The following is an 18,669-nucleotide window of genomic DNA, read 5'->3' on the forward strand; positions in this document are numbered from 1 at the left end:
AACGAATAGAACCCTACAAAATCCGCGCCAAGCGAGTCAGCGCTGTTCTGAGATGGCGATAAAATGTCGCCCGACTCATGGAACACGTCTGGGCTGCGGCAGTTGGATTGCCAGCATGCGTCCAGTAGGCCGCGTATAACAGCATCTGATCCTGTGGAGATAGGCCATGTACTCTGCCTTCCAACAGATCCATGACATACAGCTGTAACTGGATTCCATCCTTTACTCCTCTAACCCTGCCAGCATATTCATGCAATTCTCCCGGGGAACGAAGATCCCCCAACATCTTGCGAACATCCTGTTCAGTCCAGATTACACCATCCACTTCCGTTGTTTCCGGCTGTATACGATCTTCTGTTGATTCCGGATCAAGCAGAGACATGACCCACTCTCCGAATTGCCCACTACGCAAATCCAAATCAAGTACGTCCGCCCGGTCCTCGAATCTGTCACAGACACGGGTGCGGGTTCTTCGCATCTGGAATCCAATGCTCTGCAAAAACAGTTTCAAATGAGGATTCGTTGCAACGAGTATCGCTCGCGCACCATCACCCAGTAGAGATAGTCGATCCAGTGCCATGTATCCCACCAGTTCTTCTCGTGTATAACCAGGCACATCATCTCTTGCCGCAGCCAGCAAAGCAAAGTGCGTATCACTCTGATCCGGGTCATTCTCAAGTTCCTGTGGTGTGAAACATTCATACATCTCATTTGGAAAATATTTTAGTAACAACTCACTACTCTCCCTATGTACAAGGATGGTAATGAACATGGCAATTGTCTCCCCAAGCTTGTCACGCATTAATACGATTCCTTCGGGATAACGATGTGCCAGTTCATCCAGGAAGGGACCATAGGATGCGGCTTGCCATGGTTCCACGCTGTACTCACACCATTGCTGTAACAGGCTGTGCAGAACGGGCAGATCCTCGCTTCTCATCGTTTCAAGAGGTGAGAACAAGGAATCACGGGACACATCTGCATACTTGCGGTATTGAAGCATGGATTCCTGACAGAGCAACAGCATCTTCCGGGCGATCTGGCGACGCTCATGTGGACCCGCCTGCTCATGCAGTGGTTTCAGCAGCTTCACAATCTTGATACGCATGGTCTGCAACCGATGAGGCTCACGCTGGCGAAAATCTCGTAGTAGATGTACTCTGGCCATATCATGCAGGGCAAGACCATCCGGGCCGGAACGGATAAACGACATCTGTCTCAGCATGTGGTACTCTTCTTTTGTCACGGTCATATCCAGTACTGATGATAATAATTCCTGATTGGCTGTCTCAAGCAGTGTTAGTACCTCCACTACGGGATGCAGACGGGGTGTCGTAAGTTCCAATAATAATCGAGCACTGATCATATGTGACAGTTCAGCCCATTCGGACTGCGGAAGATTCCTCCTCTGATCTGCAGCTTCTACAGCAAGGGCCAGCCCCAGCGGATGTCCATCGGTCATTCTCGTGATGGTACCTGCCATCCCTTGATTCAGAAAACCTGCCACCGTGATGTATTCCGTAATCTCATCAACTGTAAAATGTTGAAGCCGCATCTGTATAAATCTCTGATGTAATCGGGGATGTGTCCGCCAGGTGGATGCCAGTTCCGGGCGTGATGCAAGAATGACAAGTATCCCTCTTAACGGAAGTTTGGATACAAAGACTTCCATGAACCAGCTTTCTAACAGAGCGAGCTCTTCATAATTATCCACGGCCAGGACCAATCTCTTCTCAATCGATGAGTCTCTCAGCAGACTCAATGGCCGCGGGTATCCTTCACTATCCATTGTTTCCAATCCTAATGTAGAGGACAGATAATCCATAAAGACGGAAGGAGTCGCCCCACATGATCGACCATCCATCCAGATTGCCGTCGCACCTCGATCCCGAGAGACAGATAACATCTCTGAAAGCAAGGAAGATTTACCAATGCCTCCCATGCCCGTAATTGAAAATATGGTTAATGGGGCTTCCGGATGATTGAACCACCGCTCCAGTGTCTTCAGTTCCTTGGCTCGACCAATGAAACGTTTGCCATCCTCAACATATTTGTCGTATTGAGCCTCACTACTGTTTCCCATATATGTCCTCCGTACTAGATACTGGTACTTTTAATATATTTTTTGAATCAATTTCATAACTCAGTAAACTATCAATTTTGTAACTAGACATAGACAAATTGAATCGTTTTGATCTATATCTACCTTTGATTGAAGCAGCTGAAGGTATTATGAAATTGATTCTATTTTCTCACAAAATTGAGACTATATTGAGACGCGCAATTGCATGTGAAGTGATAGAATCTTGTTAAAAGCCAATTTATAGTAAATATTCAAAACAGCGGACATGGAAACGTTTAACACGGTATATAGACGCCTCCACGCTTTTTCTTAACTTAATGAATCATTCCGCCGATCAAGCACAGCCAACATGCATATGAGCATTTACTGATCTCGAATTCATGCTTCCCTTTCATACCCTACTACCAGCCCGATATTCCAGGAAAGGCGGATTTGTGTGAGAATAAACCTCGATATCTGTAATCTGAGCGGACAACTTGGAATCAATCCCAAACGACTTAATGAATGGCTGCACCAAAGTGGCATTTCAATGGAGGACAATGAAGCAGAACAGGAAGGACGTCCCGACCGGTCGTCACCCCCGTATCGGCTGGCTGCTCCTTCTTCATTATCACTGGCACCTTCCTCCGGTCAAACGAAGCTGTATCGGGGCCGACGCTCCACTTCCACCCTGCAACGCCTGCCTGCTTCATTACAACATACCCGGCGGATTAGTAAAAATTGCTAGACTGTGCACAAGGTAGTGTAAGATCGATGCACAGTCTGTGTTGCATCCCTTTCACCTCATCAAGAGGATTGCCACTGTCCATTCTCGATCATCGCGTGCGCGAGCAGCGCCATCTCCAGACAGATTCTTCTCCCTTGATCCATGTAACCTGGACCCATCAGTTCTTCCAGCTTCTCCAGTCTGTTGTACAACGTTTGCCGATGAATAAATAACTGGGCGGCCGCATCGCGCTTGGAACCAAAGTTCTGCAGGTAAGCATCCAACGTCTCCACCAATCGCAGGTGATGCGTTTGGTCATGTTCAATCAACATACCCAGGTGATCCTGGACAAAGGGTTGCAGAAAGGATTGGGGTAACGCCTTTAACATTTGATATATACCCATACGTTCGTAAAAGTGAACATGTTCCATCGGATCTACCGATCTCGAAACTTCGATCACCTGATAGGCCTCCTGAAGGCTCTCCGGCAGGCTGGTCAAACGGCTGCGTAACTTGCCAAATCCCACATGAATCATAACCTGCTTCAAGTTACGACTGGCAAACCGTTTCACGTCCTGGGCAATCCCTTCCAGCAATCGCAGCAGTTGATGACGTGCAGCAGCCGATACCGCTTCCTTCGCACAGCACAGATATACCTGATTGTTCTTCAGCATAATCAGGCTAGGCAGATTGTTCTTCTTGAGCAGGGAACGCAGCAGGACAAGAACATCCTGATGATTCGCTTCCATTCGCTCCCGGCCTGTACCCTTCAACCTATGCTCAATCTCTATAACCCCTCCAGCAAACCAATACTGTCCCTTCACCAGTAAACGAAGCCCCATTCGGGTCTGAGCCTGTTCCTCCTGATGGATGTTGCCATTCATCAGATCCTGGATCAGTTCATTCTGATTGCGGACCATCTTCTCTTCAAGAAACTGGGAACGAAGCGTAAGCGCTGCCGCCGCCTTCGCCGTATAATCGAGCAACAGCTTGAGATATTCCACTGGAGCTGCGGGATGCACAATCATGCCTACAGCCGAAAATACCTGGCCAAAACAGACGACCGGATGACACAACAGAGCCTTCTCTTCGTCCATGTGGAACCATAATTCGGTATCTGAATCATTCAAATCCAGATGTTCTACCTCTTGCTCATACCAGGTATAGATGGCCTGTTCCATCTCCGGAACAAGTTCGGGCACAAAACTGCCCGGCTCCATAGACGAAATGTACACCACCGGTTTGGCAGCGTACTCATGCAGCAGGTTCAGCACAGCAGACATATCCGTACTCTGTAATGTTCGTTGCTGAAGCTGACGGGAGTATGCTTCGAGACTTTTCAGCAGTTGATGCTGATGATTAATGAGCAGAGAGTGAATATCCTGTGTGATCTCGACAAAGCGGACCGGTTGTTCAAACACGATCAGCGGAAACTGGTGTCTGTCCGCCAGTTCAATCAGTTCTTCCGGGATTCCGTATATGCTGGTACCAAACTCCACACACAGCCCCGCTGCCTCACTGCCAATGAGCTGAAGCAGATACTCTTCGCGTCCTTCTTCCGATTGAAGCCACAGTCCAGTGGATAAAATAAGATCATGGGGGCTCACGAATGGAGATACATTGGTAATCTCCAACACATGAACCCAGCCAACCTGACGGTTCACTCCATCCTTCCCTGCCGCTAGTCGTGCTCGGCCAAATACCGGACGTGCAAGGATATCTTTGATCGTAAACACACGGTCATTTTGCAATGGCGATCCCTCTTCGTGTTATTTTTTCTTACATTATAATCCATGGACAAATGTCCTGAACAGTCTTTTTCGACAATATGTTGAGTTCAATTTCTAAAGATTAGACATCAAGTAAGGTGCAAAACGATTATCCAAGTCATAAACTTGTAGTATAAGCTAACAACCAATAAATGGACGAGGTGCATGGTGATGAGAATCGGAATTCCCAAAGAAATCAAGAATAATGAGAATCGTGTAGCAATGACTCCGGCCGGGGCTGCTGATTTCATCAGAGCCGGTCACCAGGTACTGATTGAACAAGACGCGGGGATCGGCAGTGGATTCACGGATCATGAATATCAAGCTGCGGGAGCCGAGATTCGGATGGATGCCAAGTCAGTGTGGACCGAGGCCGATATGATCATCAAGGTGAAAGAACCGCTTGCCAGTGAATATGGATATTTTCGTCCGGGACTGATTCTGTTCACCTACCTGCACCTCGCAGCGGAACCTGAGCTTGCAAAAGCACTTATTGCAAGTCGGGTAACGGCCATTGCGTATGAGACGCTGGAGGTCAACAGTACTCTACCCCTGCTAACACCTATGAGTGAAGTTGCAGGCCGCATGGCCTCCCAGATCGGAGCACAGTTATTGGAGAAGACGGAAGGTGGCAAGGGCATTCTGTTGTCCGGTGTACCCGGCGTCAGTCGGGGGAAAGTGGTCATTATCGGTGGCGGAACGGTGGGGACAAATGCAGCCAAAATTGCTATTGGTCTTGGCGCCGATGTGACCATCCTTGACCTGAATCTGAATCGTCTGCGCCAGTTGGATGATATCTTCGGCAATCAGATCCACACACTGGTATCCAGCCCGTCCAACATTGCAACAGCTGTTGCGGCGGCAGATCTGTTGATCTGTGCGGTGCTGATTCCGGGCGCCAAGGCGCCAACGCTTGTCAGCGAGCAAGTGGTGAAGACGATGGCACCGGGTTCGGTCATTGTGGATGTCGCGATTGATCAGGGCGGGATCGTTGAGACCATTGATCATATCACGACCCACGATGAACCGACCTATGTGAAACATGGCGTCGTGCATTACGCGGTGGCGAACATGCCGGGCGCCGTGCCGCGTACGTCCACGGTGGCGCTAACCAACGCCACCATGCCTTATGCGCTGCAGCTGGCCAACCATGGTGCAGCCGCCGTGATTCGCGGCAGTTCGTCCATTCGCAGCGCGGTCAACGCGCTGAATGGACACATCACGTATGAGGCGGTTGCCCGGGATCTCGGGCATGCCTATGTTCCTGCGGGTCAGGCGCTGGAGAATACCGCCGCTGTCCAGTAATCTTGATACGATCGTTCCACCCGGCGCCTTGTCGCCAGGCCTGTGGAACGTAATAGAAGCGCAAGTCGGGCAGATGATGTTCCCGGCTTGCGCTTCTTGTTTTTTTTCACATATGAAATAACTCATTAGTTGGTATAAGGCCTTTAGGTTGCTCCGGTTTTGGCGCTTCAGACTGCTCGCTCACTGCAAACTTCGCGGAAGTTGCAATCCCGACAGGACCGGTGGGAAGGCATCGCTGTAAAGTAGGTGACGTCCTTTGGACGGTTATAGTATTCATCCTCAACACAGGATCGCATCTCCTCGATGTAACGACCCACGTTCTCCTCCACCTTCCGGATATCCTCTTCTGTGGCTGTAAACTCTCGGTGTTTTCCGGTTAACAGGTACTCCACTCGCAGCTCAATCTGTTCCAACGGAACCCGGTAGTGCTCTCTCACATAGGATGCGTACAGCATTAACTGATCGGAGAAGTCATCTTCCTTGCCGGTCTTCCAGTCCACAATGACAATATTGCCGTTACTGCGACGATATAATAAATCCATCTTCACATAAACGCGTGTATCGTGCAGCATCATGGTATCCCATTTCTCGATCTCCAGAATGTCTGTACTTGCCCGGGACAAGTCCTCCCACGTAAGCGTCTGGTACAGGTTACTGACACAGGCCGAAGCCCGCTCCTTAATCGTGGCGATCCGGTCATTCAACGTATCATCCCCGTAATAAATCTCGGACAGCATCGTGCGATTCTTGGGGTTCAGCCGCCACTGATCCGCGTCCATCGATTCCACATACGCCTGATTCAGCAGCTTGCGTATGGTCTGTTCCAAAAAGTGTTCACGCGGTTTATCTTTGCCCTCTTCTCTGCTGCGTACCGCCGACTCACACATCCGATGCGCGAGGTCTCCGAAGACAAGATACAGATTGCTGAGCTGCTTCAGACGGTACAGACGAACCTGCATCTCATCAGCAGAGTCTGTCTTCCAACCGTTATGGGCACCGTAATAATGATAATAATATTTGCGCAGGCACTCATCGAACATACTCGCCCGCGACTGCGAATAAGACCACTGCGGGTATTGTGCCATAAGTAATCTGCCTTTCTGTATGCCGGATCTGCATGAGATCCCTTGATGCTCACAGTATAAAGCCCGGGCAACCTTGCCGCAAGCGCGCTTCCGTTATTTTCTTCTGACGCAACCGTTTCCGATTCGATCCGTATCGTTTATATAGTAACATCACCAAAAGATGAAATTGCGGAGCAGAACGCATAATATACTCTATAGAGGGCAGCGAATCTGGGACCTGGATGCTAGTACGGGTCTAGCCCGGGGCCAGTGCGGGCCCGGCGCTAACGAATCTCACACACCTTATCACGTGGATCATGAGGTTTTACGGAATCTAACGAACCCCAGACACGCTAATTAGTCTTATTCCGGTTGTAGAACGTGATTACTGCAAGCAAATGAGCCAATAGCGTGTCTCTGGTTCGTTACATTTTCTAAGCTGCCGATTTACGTGAAATAAGACTTACTCGGTTCGTTAGAAAATGATTATATGAAAAAAAATTGTACAGGCATATCCTAAAAGGAGGCACCACCCATGAATCGACCGGATTGGTTCCAGGCGGAAGAAGCATTACAACAGATCCAAGTCATCGGAAGCGACCGGAATGAGCTGGTGAACATCATCGGCGATGTAGAAGGTTTAAATTGCATTGGCACAGGTACAGACGCGGCTGTATTTACGTATGACGGCTTGCCGCAGTATGCCTTCAAGATGTACTCGGATCATGCCTTGGACAAACTCGAAAATGAAAAGCAGGTGTACGAACAGCTCAAAGGCCTGCCATACTTTCCTACCTATTACGGCAGTGGCCGGAACGTGCTCGTGATCAGTTTTGAACCCGGGGATACCTTGCTGGAATGTTTGGAAAAAGGAATCCCTGTCCCCGAGCAGGTGATGCTCGATGTGGACGCAGCGCGAGAAGCCGTTCGCAGCCGCGGGTTGAACCCTCGCGACATTCATCTGAAAAATGTAATTCTTCAGAACGGACGCGGGAAAGTAATTGACGTATCCGAGTATATTCAGGACGGCAATGACAATCGCTGGGAGCATCTGGTCTGGGCTTATCACAACATCTATCCGCGCATCAAAGGAACACCCATATCTCCACGCATGCTGCAAACGATCAAATGGGGATACAATCAGTTCGATCATGCCAACATCAAAATGGACGACCTCGCCAAGAAAGCCAATCGTTTGTTCTCCAGATTTATGAAATAAGCACGTTGTACACATAGAGGATTGTCTTGATATTATTGAATCAAAACCACCCGGATAACAGCCTTGAAGAGGCCTTTATCCGGGTGGTTTTTTGTAGATGTGCGTATTTGCGTATGGTTATTATTACGGTAATCACTGCGGTGTGCTCTACTTCTACTTCTACTTCTGCTTCTGCTTCTGCTTCTGCTTCTGCTTCTGCTCACAATTGCGACTGCGAGTTACTTAGTGTCACACTCATCTTTATAGACATTTTATTCGAGACTATTGCTAAACTGGTCGTGCTCAACCTTCTTTTCTTCCACGTCCCTGCGAGGGGGTCATCCCCTTGTATTGTTTGTATAACTTCGTAAAATAGTTCGCATTGTCGCAGCCAACTCTGGCGGCGATCTCTGTAATGGTCAGGCTACTGCCTTGCAGCAGTTGCTCTGCCTCACTCATCCTGCAACCGTTCACGTATTCCACAAAAGTACGTCCGGTCAGCTTTTTGAACATTTTGCAGAAGTGATACGCATTCAATCCCACATGACTCGCCGCTTCCGTAACAGACATCTTACCTGTGGGGTCCGCTTCAATCTGTGCAATCAACTGTTTGAAACGTTCGCGGTTGGGAAAATACGATCCGACCGATTTATCCGGTAGCTGCTGCGGCATAAAGGTTCGCGCAAGCAGGGTGAACAAGGCATGCAGCTTGGATTTCACTACGAGCTGATAAGCCGGGGGCTGTGACGCCATTTCCTCCACAGCTTCATTCAGCAAAGAATAATAGCCTGTGCAGGCTGTGTTTTCCTCTGCCGGTTTGACCGGGAATCTCACTCTTCCTTCCAAATACGGCGCGACATATTGCTCATGCACAGGATCATGAGTGAAATCATGGAACAGTGCACGGTTCACTACAACGGAATCATAATGCACATCCCCGTCATCCAGAGCATATCCAACATGCAATGTACCTCCAGGAATGATAATGACCTCACCTGCTCGAACCACATAAGGTTTGCTATCAATATGAAAAAGCGCACTTCCCTTGCGCATGATAATCAGTTCGAAATGTTCATGCCAATGCAAATACAGAATACATTCTTCAGCTTTCATATCTGAACACCGATTTTGGAACAGCTGAAATGGATGTGATTTATGGTCAATTCGGGTATTTTCGTGAAGCGCTTTCAGATCCAGCACGACTTCTTCCCCCTCTTCACAAGATCCGACTATTATTACACAAGATTGTTTAGAGCCATCCCGTTAATCCACGGCTATAATGAGTGTGTCACGAAGTACTATAAGCCAATATTGGAGTGAAATACAACCATGAATAAATCATTACGCATCGGTACCCTTGTAGGCGGGCAGGACGCCGTCCGCGTTATCCCGCAGATCATGCAACACGGCTTCGAATCATTTAACCTGACCTTCTGGCAAACAACTGGTGACCTGGACCTGGCAGAGACAGCCAAACGTGTCCGTGAAATCGTGGACGAACAAGGTATTGTCATCTCCGCGGTGAGTGTATTTGGTAACCCGCTCACAGGAGCCGGAGACAACGCCGATACATTGGCAAGTTGGGAGCGAGTGATCGATAATGCACAGCTCTTCGGTGCAGATATCGTCTCCGGGTTCACTGGAAGATTGACCGATCAACCCATTAACGAGTCCATCCCCCGGTTCAAGGAAGTATTTGGTGAACTGGCACGCCGGGCAGCAGACCGGGGTGTACGGATTGCTTTTGAAAACTGTGATATGGGAGGCACTTGGCAGACAGGCGACTGGAACATCGCACATAACCCAACGGCCTGGGAGATGATGTTTGATGCTGTTCCTGATGAAAATGTCGGCTTGGAGTGGGAGCCTTGCCATCAAATGTCCAGCCTGATTGATCCTATTCCACAGCTACGCAAATGGGCTCATAAAGTCTTCCACGTCCATGGCAAAGATGCCACGATCGCCTGGGATATTGTTAAGGAATACGGCGTGCATGGCCCACGTGAATTTGTCTGGCACCGCACTCCGGGCTTCGGGGATAACAACTGGGCAGACATCATCACCATTCTGCGCCAGAACGGTTATCAGGGCACGATTGATATTGAAGGCTGGCATGATCCCGTCTACAAAGACGAACTCGAAATGACCGGACAGGTGCATGCATTGCGATATTTGAAACAATGCCGCGGCGGCGATTTTGTGCCCAATCCGGTATAGGAAACCATGCGAGCTGTATAACACAATCCATACGAAGGAGATGAGAACATGACTCATCCTTATCGGGTAATTATCGCTGGCTGCGGTGCTATGGCAAACACGTGGGCGGACTATGCCTTGCAAAGGCCGGATACAGAAATCGTCGGACTGGTCGATCTGTATGAACAGACAGCCATTACTTTTGCTACGAGACATGGCCTCACCTGCCCTACGTTCACCGATATCCGTGAAGGCATTCAAGCGACTGGCGCGAATATCGTATTCGATGTCACGATTCCGGCGAGTCATTACGGCATTGCCATGACAGCCTTGAAGGAAGGATGTCATGTATTTGGCGAGAAACCACTAGCAGAGTCCTTCTCCGAATGCACAGACATTGTGCAAACCGCTCGCAGCACAGGACACATTCAAGCCGTCATGCAGAATCGTCGTTTCGATCCGCGTATCCGCGCCTACCAGCACCTCATTTCCGGCGGGGCTATAGGGCAGGTAGGTTACGCAGGAGCCGACTTCTTCCTCGGGCCACACTTCGGCGGATTCCGTGATCTGATGGATAGTCCGCTGCTGCTCGATATGGCGATACATACATTTGATCAGGCACGGTATATTCTCGGAGCCAACCCGATATCGGTATACTGCCATGAGTTCAATCCTCCAGGTTCCTGGTATCAGGGCAATGCGATGGCGTTATGTATATTTGAGATGTCTGACGGGTCCGTATTCAACTATCGCGGATCCTGGTGCGCAGAAGGTGTAGCCACATCATGGGAAGCAAGCTGGCGTGTAATCGGTGAAAAGGGAACCGCCATCTGGGATGGTCATGATGACATCTATGCTGAAGTAGTTGTTGCGCAAAACCTGGATGCTGACGGCAAACCATCCTTTTTCCAGCCAAGCGAGCGGATTGAAGCGGAACTGCCAATCATGGAGAAAACAGGACACCATGGCTGCCTAGAAGACATGTTCTCTGCACTGGAATCCGGCCGACTGCCTGAAACCGATTGCAGTGATAACCAGTTCAGCATGGCCATGGTCCTCGCATCCTTGGAAAGCGCCCGCACAGGACAGAAAGTGTTCATCGCTGACCTGCTGAAAAACACATAGCGAAGCGCCTGTGTTTTTCAATTAAACAAAGCCCAAACTGCAAAGTTCAGCAGTTTGGGCTTTCTTGTTTTTTTACCTACTTCCCTTGCCTATACAGGGTACAAAAAAGTTTCTGACAAAAACTCGAAGTAGTGTAGGGGACGAAATCGATTCTGAAGAAACGAAGTGCTCGCCTTTATCCCCGGATTTCGACTTTACACAAGTCGATCAGGAAATCCGGGGATAACAGCGATCAAAAGAACGATTCGTAACCGGAACGGCTGCTTCGCGATCAGTGAGCAATTTTTTGGAACTTTCATCATTTTAAAGAATTCCTTTTTTCATTGCCTTGTACACCAACTGTGAGAACAGGCTGTTGGACCAGGCAAACCATGGTCTGGTGAACGTGTTGGGATCATCGGCGTGGAAACCCTCATGCATATATCCGGTACCCGCATCTGTGTTCTCCAGTAATTCAATCATCTCCAGCATTTCCTCGTCATTGTCTGCGGTCAGACCCTGCATGGATAGCGCCATATGCCAGATGTATCCCGGAGGGGTATGGGGGCTACCAATACCTTTGGCTACCTGCCCTTCATAATAGAACGGATTTTCCTTACTCAGAATAAATCGACGTGTGTTCTGATACACCCTGTCTTCAATCGAAGCATATTCCATATACGGTATAGACATGAGTCCAGGTGTGCCCGCATCATCCATTAGACAAAAGTTACCGTAACCGTCCGTCTCATAGGCATAGATCTGTCCATACTCTGGATGACGATAAGTACCGTACAGAGAGATACCGTGTCGTATTTCTTCTTCCAAACGAGCCATCCGGCTTACCAGTTGTTCATCCCTGAACACCCACTTCGCGATCTCCCCCATCTGACGCAAGGTTACCGCAGCAAACATGTTCGCCGGAATATTATAATGAAAATCACAAGCATCATCACTCGGACGAAATCCGGACCAGATCATCCCCGTGTAATTCACAGGCATACCCAATCCTTCATTACGCAGCGTATCATGGGCAGGACAATTGCGCCGCATGAACCGGTAAGATGAACGCTCTGCGTGATGCTGCTCCGTCTCCCATAGTTGTACGATATTCTCCATCACTTTCTTGAAGCGCTCGTCGAATATATCCGTAAGTTCAGTCTCCCGCCAATATGTATAAGCCAGCTTCATGGAGAAACAAAGGGAATCCAGTTCAAACTTCCGTTCCCACACCCAAGGTGACATCTCCGTCTCATCATTAGCATCCCAATGCCATCCATTCGCCGTTTCATTGAATGCATTGGCATAGATATCCTTATCAGCGTAGAACGTATGACGTTTGATCAGCCCTCCAATGATACGCTGCAACTTCTCATTATTCTTCGCAAGTGGAACATAGTGCATGACCTGCTCTACGGAATCCCTTAACCACATGGCGGGAATATCTCCTGTAATCACAAAGGTTGTCCCATCATCGAGCAGCTTTGTGGTCGTTTCCAACGTATTAGGAAAACAATTGCGAAACTGAGCCAGCAACCTCGGTCGATGTTGCAAACGCTCGTCCGCCTCAGTCAGAATATCCTGCACAGCTTGCGGTAATTCCAGTTGCGGCATAGGGATTTTCGGTAATCTGAACTGTTCCATGGATGTCGTCTCCTTTGAATTGAGGTTTTATGTATAAGTTGACAAAAGATTATTTACACTGGCACTACGATGACAGAACAACTCTCCAATCGCTGTTATCCCAGATTTTTTCGATCCCCTTTCTCAAGGGGAAATCCGGTGATAAAGGCGAAGTTTATGCTTCCGATGCAGCTTTCTTGCCGAAAGCTTTTAGCTTCGCTTTGTCAATTTTTTTCTGTCCTCTCCGTTATCGTGTAAATGATTAGTTCAACTTATATAGATTGGTTTAGATTGACTATATGATCCTAACACTATTGTTATTTTTGTTATGATAAATTATAATAACATTATTATTTGTAAGTGTACTGTGTCAGAAGATGATCGTCAAATGAAGGAGTAATGATATGTCACGTAAAGTATCCATTCAGACGCTGGCTGACCAGCTCGGATTATCCAAATATGCCGTCTCCCGCGCACTCAGTGGCAAGACGGGTGTCAGTGAAGCGACACGCGCACGGGTACTCGAACTCGCTCGGGCTTTAGGATATCGCCAAAGTACTCCTGGTGCTACCAACAGTCCTGCTGCCGCAAACCATGCGGATCCTTCCGATCCACCGTTTGCTCTCATATGCATGAATCAGCTCAACCGCGGTGAACCTCACTACTGGCAACGTGTTCTGTCAGGCATGATCTCCGCCTGTAATGAGCGTGGTTGGCATCATGCCATTGTATCTCCCTCACTCGGAGTGACGGACGAGAACACCTCTCCCGAAAAAGCTATTGCTCCTCACTTGGACTGGGAACGTTGTGCCGGGATTATTGTCATGGGGGCTTTCCCGCATACGGTTCTGCAACGACTCTCTCAGACGGGTCGGCCTATTATTTTGGTAGATCATCAGGAACCCCTGCTGAATTGTGATACGATCAGCCATGATAATCTGGAAGCTGGCATCACTGTGGCTAGATATCTAATGTCTATGAATTGCCGACGGATTGGCCTCATCACAGATGATGGTCGTGCTGCCAGCTTTGCGCAGCGGAAGATCGGGATTGAGTTGGCCCTGAACCATTTCCATGTGGACACCAGTCATACGACCAGCTTCAGAGAATGGAATATTCCGTATGAGAACGGGGAATGGGTTAACCAATTGGCCACCAAAATTCAAAACATGCCAGATAACGAACGTCCTGACGCCTGGATCGGTGTTAATGATGATATCGCCTTGCAATGGATGCACAAACTACAGGAGATCGGTATCTCCACACCTAAAGATTGCCTTGTCATCGGTATCGACAATGTACATTCCGCAGTTACGTCTTCCCCGCCCCTAACCACGGTTAACCTGTGCAAAGAGGAACTTGGACAGCGAGCCGTAGAGGCTTTGCAACGCCGGATCGAACGCCCGGGGACACCGAAAGAAACGGTTATGTTATCGACTACGTTGATTCCAAGGGAATCGGCCTAATTCGGAAAGGGTAACCGCTCTTTTGAAGATGGATTCGTTAGGTACTCGCATTCCCGGTAAATCTGGTGCATACGAAAAAGGCCCCGCATACCATTATGCAGGGCCTTTTCGTATATTAGGCTTATACGCTTATATGTCTCTATACATCCACACTTAAATCAGTTGATCAATCCTTATATCATCCATTCAAAGCTTCATTTACTTCATGTCTGAGAATTGTACTACTGGTTATTTCAGCCAAGGCAAGCTATTGTACGACGGAAGATCCACTTCCCAATTCACATCGCGATACTCTCGGTTAACTGCGGTTCGTTTCAAAGTGAATTTCGTTCCATTTTCTTTTTTATAACCATGGATAATCAACCTGAGATCACTTACGATGTATTCTTCGTTTTTGTTAGGCTGATTCGTAGTTCCCATCACTTCAACGGGATACTCCTTTCCTTTATGATCTATAGCCACCCATTGATCTCCATTAATATCATTTTTGAAAGTCCCTGATCCCTCCAAAACAAGAGAAGAGGTCCCTTCAAAGTTTCTTTCAGGCAGCTTTAATGATTGCTGCACTGGCCAATAATTGTATTTGGAAAATAAAACTTCATCTCCAAACTGTTCAAACTGTAGTACGTAGGTGTAGTATTCAGCATTCTTACGCATCTTTTCCAAATCCACTTCCACGGACTTCTCCTCCCACACCGGAATCGTATATCCATCCAGAACAAAGCGAATGTTCTTCGCATCTACCGTAACATAAGCAGGGTCCCATGTCTCAGAAAACCTCATCTGACCATCATTATTCTCACTCAGTTTACTCATATCTCGGAACCGAAATTTGGCTTGACGGGCATTGGGTCTGTTCTCGTTAAAAATTCGATACTCATTCGTTTCTGGAATTTCGATATGATACATTAAATCCATATCGTCCGCCCAATTTTCTCCTACTTTGGCACGAAGTTGATCATCCAGACTGATGTTCATGTCAAGTCGGGTCCCATTTGGCGTACGTACAAGCTGTGTCATATCCAATTTCAAGCCATCAGGAGTGGTATAGGTGTTGTCCATGGGAGCTTCAACAGCCATTAATTTGGCTTTGGTCATATCGAAGTTGAATTGGAAGCTCCAATCCACCGTTGTATTACTTGGTGTAATTTTTCCAGTATCAAGATTATAATGATCAGGGATTTTTATATAACTTAATTCCCCCCGTACAAATACGTGATCTGGAATATCATCATTCAGTTGGAATACAAACCTTTGATACTTCCCACTGCTAAGTCTCGTATCTACAGCCATGGAAGCAACACTGTTCCCTTTTTCATCTGTAACATGAATTCTTCCCGCATCCAGATAAACAGCCGGTATCGCGCTGCCTTTAGGGTCGCTTTGTTCTGTTATAATAATAATTTGTGAACGATCCACTAGGACATCGCTAATCTTGAGCGTATACCCCTGATCTAGAATTTGAATATTCGGGTTAATTACAAGATCAAGTGGTTTCAGACGTTTGTAATCGTCCGTCAGATAAGCAGATCTTATCTCTTCTGGTACGGGTATGTCGGGAAGCCGCTGATCTACAGCATTTACCGTGGGTTGCGCCGGCTCTGCTGTACGGTCAAAAGCCAACCAGGCCCCTCCGGCAAAGATCACAACTGCCGCTGCAGCGATAGCCGTCCGGCGCATCCAATGCGCTCTCTTGGATTTTTTCACGAATGGATGCTCATCTTCTCCATTTTCCATGGACACCCCATCCAGCTTCTGCATGACCTTCAGCGTAAAATCTGCATCCGGTTCCTCACGGTACAGGTGCTCTTCCCACAACCGATCCTCATCCCTTGAAATAGGCTTCATACGTAGCTAAACCTCCTTTGCGTTCCATTTGCTTCCTCAGCGTTTTTTTCCCGCGATAAAGGGCGTTACGCACTTTGGTTGAACTCATGCCTGTAATATCTGCAATCTCTTCATAGCTCAACTCGTTTGTGTACTTTAGTAATAACACCAGGCGATACGATTCAGGTAACTGTTCGAGCTGTCGATATATTTCACGCTGCATCTCCTTATGCAGCACACGTTTTTCCGGTGTTTCATTACTGACAGGTTCGATCGCCTGATCGACCGGAGACATCACGGGTTTCTTTTCCCGTATAAAATCCCGCATCCGATTCACCGCAATGGTGTACACCCATGACGAGAAACGACTTCCCTCCCGCCGCGACGGGAGATAACGATAGATGCGAATGAACGTATCCTGAGCGAGATCCTGTGCATCCGGATGACTCGCGCCCATTCCGCGCATGATGCCGTAGACTTTATTTTTATATCGATCCACAAGCACGGAGAATAACTGCTTATCCCCTGCAACAATGCGCTGAATCAGCTCCTCCTCCGGTATCTGTTGAGTCATGTAATCCCCCTTCTCTACAGCTTCCATGCATGGTTCTGTACTATATAGACGGTAGCCGTTCCCGAAACCTCTCACTTTATCCAAAAAAAAGAATTCGCCCTTATCGGCGAAGCCGACTGGGTGAACTCTGCTTACTTGCCTCTTAATCTTCCCCGTTCTTCTCCGTGACAAAATCAGCAAGCTGTGAATAGATCGCCACAATCTCATCCATCGACATGCGCACGAGTCCACTGGACGACGGAGCGACGAACTCCTGAATTTCCAGGACGACTGGGTCGTCCTGGAATCCCCATTGCACTTTGGCACGTTTGCTGTACTGGGTGTATACCCCTTTCCCGACAAAACAGGCGATGTCCGGTCGGTATTCCTCCAGCTTTTGCCGTAAAATCTGTCGTCCTTCAGCGTACTCTTCCTTCGTAATATCTTCCATACCTCTGGTGGGACGGGCCACAATATTCGTGAATCCGTACCCAAGCTTCAGTAACTCTCCATCCTCTTGTGCATCATATAAACGCGGGGTTAATCCCGACCGTTCAAGAATGCGCCAGAAACGGTTTCCTTTGTAGGCATAATGATGACCCGTCTCTCCAGACGTAATGCTCGGATTGAAACCAATAAACAATATCGATAAACCAACATCCAGATGATCTGGAATCATGATGCAACACCTCCTGATGTTTTTTAGCCTATTCTCACGTTCGTGTGTGTATAAAATGATATAATGAGCAAAGCATTTTCGAAATCGGATTGAAATTTTCATGAAAAAGGAAGCTGAACTAATGATTGCAGACATCATGCTTGAAGTCGTCCTGCCCGTCTTTCTCCTGATCGCCGTCGGGTCCTGGATGCAAAAGGTGTTCAAGCTGGACTTGTACACACTCGCCAAAATCAATTTCTATTGTATTACCCCCGCAGCCGTCTTTATGAGCATGTACCACTCGGATATGTCGGGCGAACTGCTTGGGACCGTGACACTCTTTTACGCGATATATGTATTGATTCTCTATATTGTAGGTTCTGTATTTGCACGCTCGCTTCGGATGAATAAAGGCATGAAAGCTGCCTTCAACAACAGCATTATGCTGGATAACGCAGGCAACTATGGACTGCCTATCAATGCACTGGTATTCCGCGGCGATCCACTCGCCTCTTCCATTCAGGCGCTGGTCATGTCTTTACAGGCATTACTGACATTCACCTATGGCGTGTTGTCCATTCAGGGCGCGAAGCTCAAAGGTAATTACCGTGCGGTGATTATTGGTTTTCTAAAAATGCCTGTTCCATATGCGCTCTTGCTGGGGATTCTGTTCCACATGTGGAAGGTTCCCTTGCCTACGTTCCTGTCCATGCCACTAACCTATGCGCAGCAAAGTATGGTCGCTGTAGCGCTGTTGACACTCGGAGCACAGATTGTAAAATATCCAATTCGACTGTACCGTCTTGATGTGTATATTAGCACATTTTTGCGTCTCCTGATTGGCCCGGCTATCGGCATTTCAATTGTGCTTCTGCTTGGGTTGGAAGGTATCGCTGCACAGGCACTCATTATCGCTTCGGGTATGCCGACCGGTGTCAACGCATCCATCCTGGCGGAAGAATACGATAACGAACCCGATTTTGCAGCCCAGACGGTGCTGATCTCAACGCTCTTGAACATCATTACGATTACGGCACTGATCTCTTATGCCAAAACGTTCTGAAATTTAGATATGTAACGAATATATACATCTTTCTTGGAAAGACCTGTCTTCACA

At 48.0% G+C, this 18,669-nt stretch carries 15 protein-coding genes; 7 read left to right on the forward strand and 8 right to left on the reverse strand.

Going from position 1 to position 18,669, the window contains the following annotated elements; translation table 11 throughout:
• Nucleotides 1-13 precede the first annotated feature (13 nt).
• Entirely contained in the window at nucleotides 14-2,083 is a 2,070-nt protein-coding gene (locus NSQ38_RS30090) for a hypothetical protein (RefSeq protein WP_339785875.1), read from the reverse strand.
• Between the two features lie 436 nt (nucleotides 2,084-2,519).
• Here NSQ38_RS30090 and NSQ38_RS30095 point away from each other — a divergent pair, with 436 nt between their 5' ends.
• Nucleotides 2,520-2,810, forward strand: a complete 291-nt coding sequence (locus NSQ38_RS30095) for a hypothetical protein (RefSeq protein ID WP_338591651.1) — start codon at nucleotides 2,520-2,522, stop codon at nucleotides 2,808-2,810.
• A 59-nt stretch (nucleotides 2,811-2,869) separates the two neighbouring features.
• Here the strand turns inward: NSQ38_RS30095 and NSQ38_RS30100 are convergent, their stop codons facing one another.
• The gene (locus NSQ38_RS30100; RefSeq protein ID WP_339785878.1) at nucleotides 2,870-4,540 is read right to left on the reverse strand and encodes a PucR family transcriptional regulator ligand-binding domain-containing protein; all 1,671 of its coding nucleotides are present in this window, start codon (nucleotides 4,538-4,540) and stop codon (nucleotides 2,870-2,872) included.
• 189 nt (nucleotides 4,541-4,729) lie between these two features.
• Between NSQ38_RS30100 and ald the strand changes: the two genes are divergently transcribed.
• A complete protein-coding gene (gene ald / locus NSQ38_RS30105) occupies nucleotides 4,730-5,863 on the forward strand; it encodes an alanine dehydrogenase (RefSeq protein ID WP_339785880.1) in 1,134 nt (377 codons plus the stop codon).
• A gap of 167 nt (nucleotides 5,864-6,030) precedes the next feature.
• Here ald and NSQ38_RS30110 read toward each other — a convergent pair whose 3' ends face one another.
• A complete protein-coding gene (locus NSQ38_RS30110; RefSeq protein WP_036606467.1) occupies nucleotides 6,031-6,948 on the reverse strand; it encodes a PD-(D/E)XK nuclease family protein in 918 nt (305 codons plus the stop codon).
• 514 nt (nucleotides 6,949-7,462) lie between these two features.
• Between NSQ38_RS30110 and NSQ38_RS30115 the strand changes: the two genes are divergently transcribed.
• Nucleotides 7,463-8,146, forward strand: a complete 684-nt coding sequence (locus tag NSQ38_RS30115) for a serine/threonine protein kinase (protein WP_338591644.1) — start codon at nucleotides 7,463-7,465, stop codon at nucleotides 8,144-8,146.
• Nucleotides 8,147-8,428: 282 nt separating this feature from the next.
• On the opposite strand, the gene NSQ38_RS30120 is transcribed toward NSQ38_RS30115, so the two are convergent.
• Entirely contained in the window at nucleotides 8,429-9,325 is an 897-nt protein-coding gene (locus NSQ38_RS30120) for an AraC family transcriptional regulator (protein ID WP_339785883.1), read from the reverse strand.
• A gap of 129 nt (nucleotides 9,326-9,454) precedes the next feature.
• Here NSQ38_RS30120 and NSQ38_RS30125 point away from each other — a divergent pair, with 129 nt between their 5' ends.
• Entirely contained in the window at nucleotides 9,455-10,342 is an 888-nt protein-coding gene (locus tag NSQ38_RS30125; protein ID WP_289391380.1) for a sugar phosphate isomerase/epimerase, read from the forward strand.
• A 48-nt stretch (nucleotides 10,343-10,390) separates the two neighbouring features.
• Complete coding sequence (locus NSQ38_RS30130; protein WP_339785885.1) at nucleotides 10,391-11,446, forward strand: Gfo/Idh/MocA family oxidoreductase; 1,056 nt, start codon at nucleotides 10,391-10,393, stop codon at nucleotides 11,444-11,446.
• Between the two features lie 303 nt (nucleotides 11,447-11,749).
• On the opposite strand, the gene NSQ38_RS30135 is transcribed toward NSQ38_RS30130, so the two are convergent.
• Complete coding sequence (locus tag NSQ38_RS30135) at nucleotides 11,750-13,069, reverse strand: glycoside hydrolase family 125 protein (protein WP_339785888.1); 1,320 nt, start codon at nucleotides 13,067-13,069, stop codon at nucleotides 11,750-11,752.
• 383 nt (nucleotides 13,070-13,452) lie between these two features.
• Here NSQ38_RS30135 and NSQ38_RS30140 point away from each other — a divergent pair, with 383 nt between their 5' ends.
• The gene (locus NSQ38_RS30140; RefSeq protein WP_339785890.1) at nucleotides 13,453-14,514 is read left to right on the forward strand and encodes a LacI family DNA-binding transcriptional regulator; all 1,062 of its coding nucleotides are present in this window, start codon (nucleotides 13,453-13,455) and stop codon (nucleotides 14,512-14,514) included.
• 228 nt (nucleotides 14,515-14,742) lie between these two features.
• Here the strand turns inward: NSQ38_RS30140 and NSQ38_RS30145 are convergent, their stop codons facing one another.
• From NSQ38_RS30145 to NSQ38_RS30155, 3 genes are all read right to left on the reverse strand, one after another.
• On the reverse strand, nucleotides 14,743-16,362 hold the full coding sequence (locus tag NSQ38_RS30145) for a hypothetical protein (RefSeq protein WP_339785892.1): 1,620 nt from the start codon (nucleotides 16,360-16,362) through the stop codon (nucleotides 14,743-14,745).
• Nucleotides 16,340-16,915, reverse strand: a complete 576-nt coding sequence (locus NSQ38_RS30150; protein ID WP_339785894.1) for a sigma-70 family RNA polymerase sigma factor — start codon at nucleotides 16,913-16,915, stop codon at nucleotides 16,340-16,342. Before NSQ38_RS30150 ends, NSQ38_RS30145 begins: the two co-directional genes overlap by 23 nt.
• A 142-nt stretch (nucleotides 16,916-17,057) precedes the next feature.
• Nucleotides 17,058-17,573: a mismatch-specific DNA-glycosylase gene (locus NSQ38_RS30155; RefSeq protein ID WP_339785895.1), complete on the reverse strand. Its 516-nt coding sequence runs from the start codon at nucleotides 17,571-17,573 to the stop codon at nucleotides 17,058-17,060.
• A 121-nt stretch (nucleotides 17,574-17,694) separates the two neighbouring features.
• Here NSQ38_RS30155 and NSQ38_RS30160 point away from each other — a divergent pair, with 121 nt between their 5' ends.
• Nucleotides 17,695-18,615 (forward strand): AEC family transporter, encoded by a 921-nt coding sequence (locus NSQ38_RS30160; RefSeq protein WP_339790792.1) that lies wholly within the window; start codon nucleotides 17,695-17,697, stop codon nucleotides 18,613-18,615.
• Nucleotides 18,616-18,669: the final 54 nt, after the last annotated feature.

The organism is Paenibacillus sp. FSL R7-0313, assembly GCF_037969885.1.
Lineage (GTDB): Bacteria > Bacillota > Bacilli > Paenibacillales > Paenibacillaceae > Paenibacillus.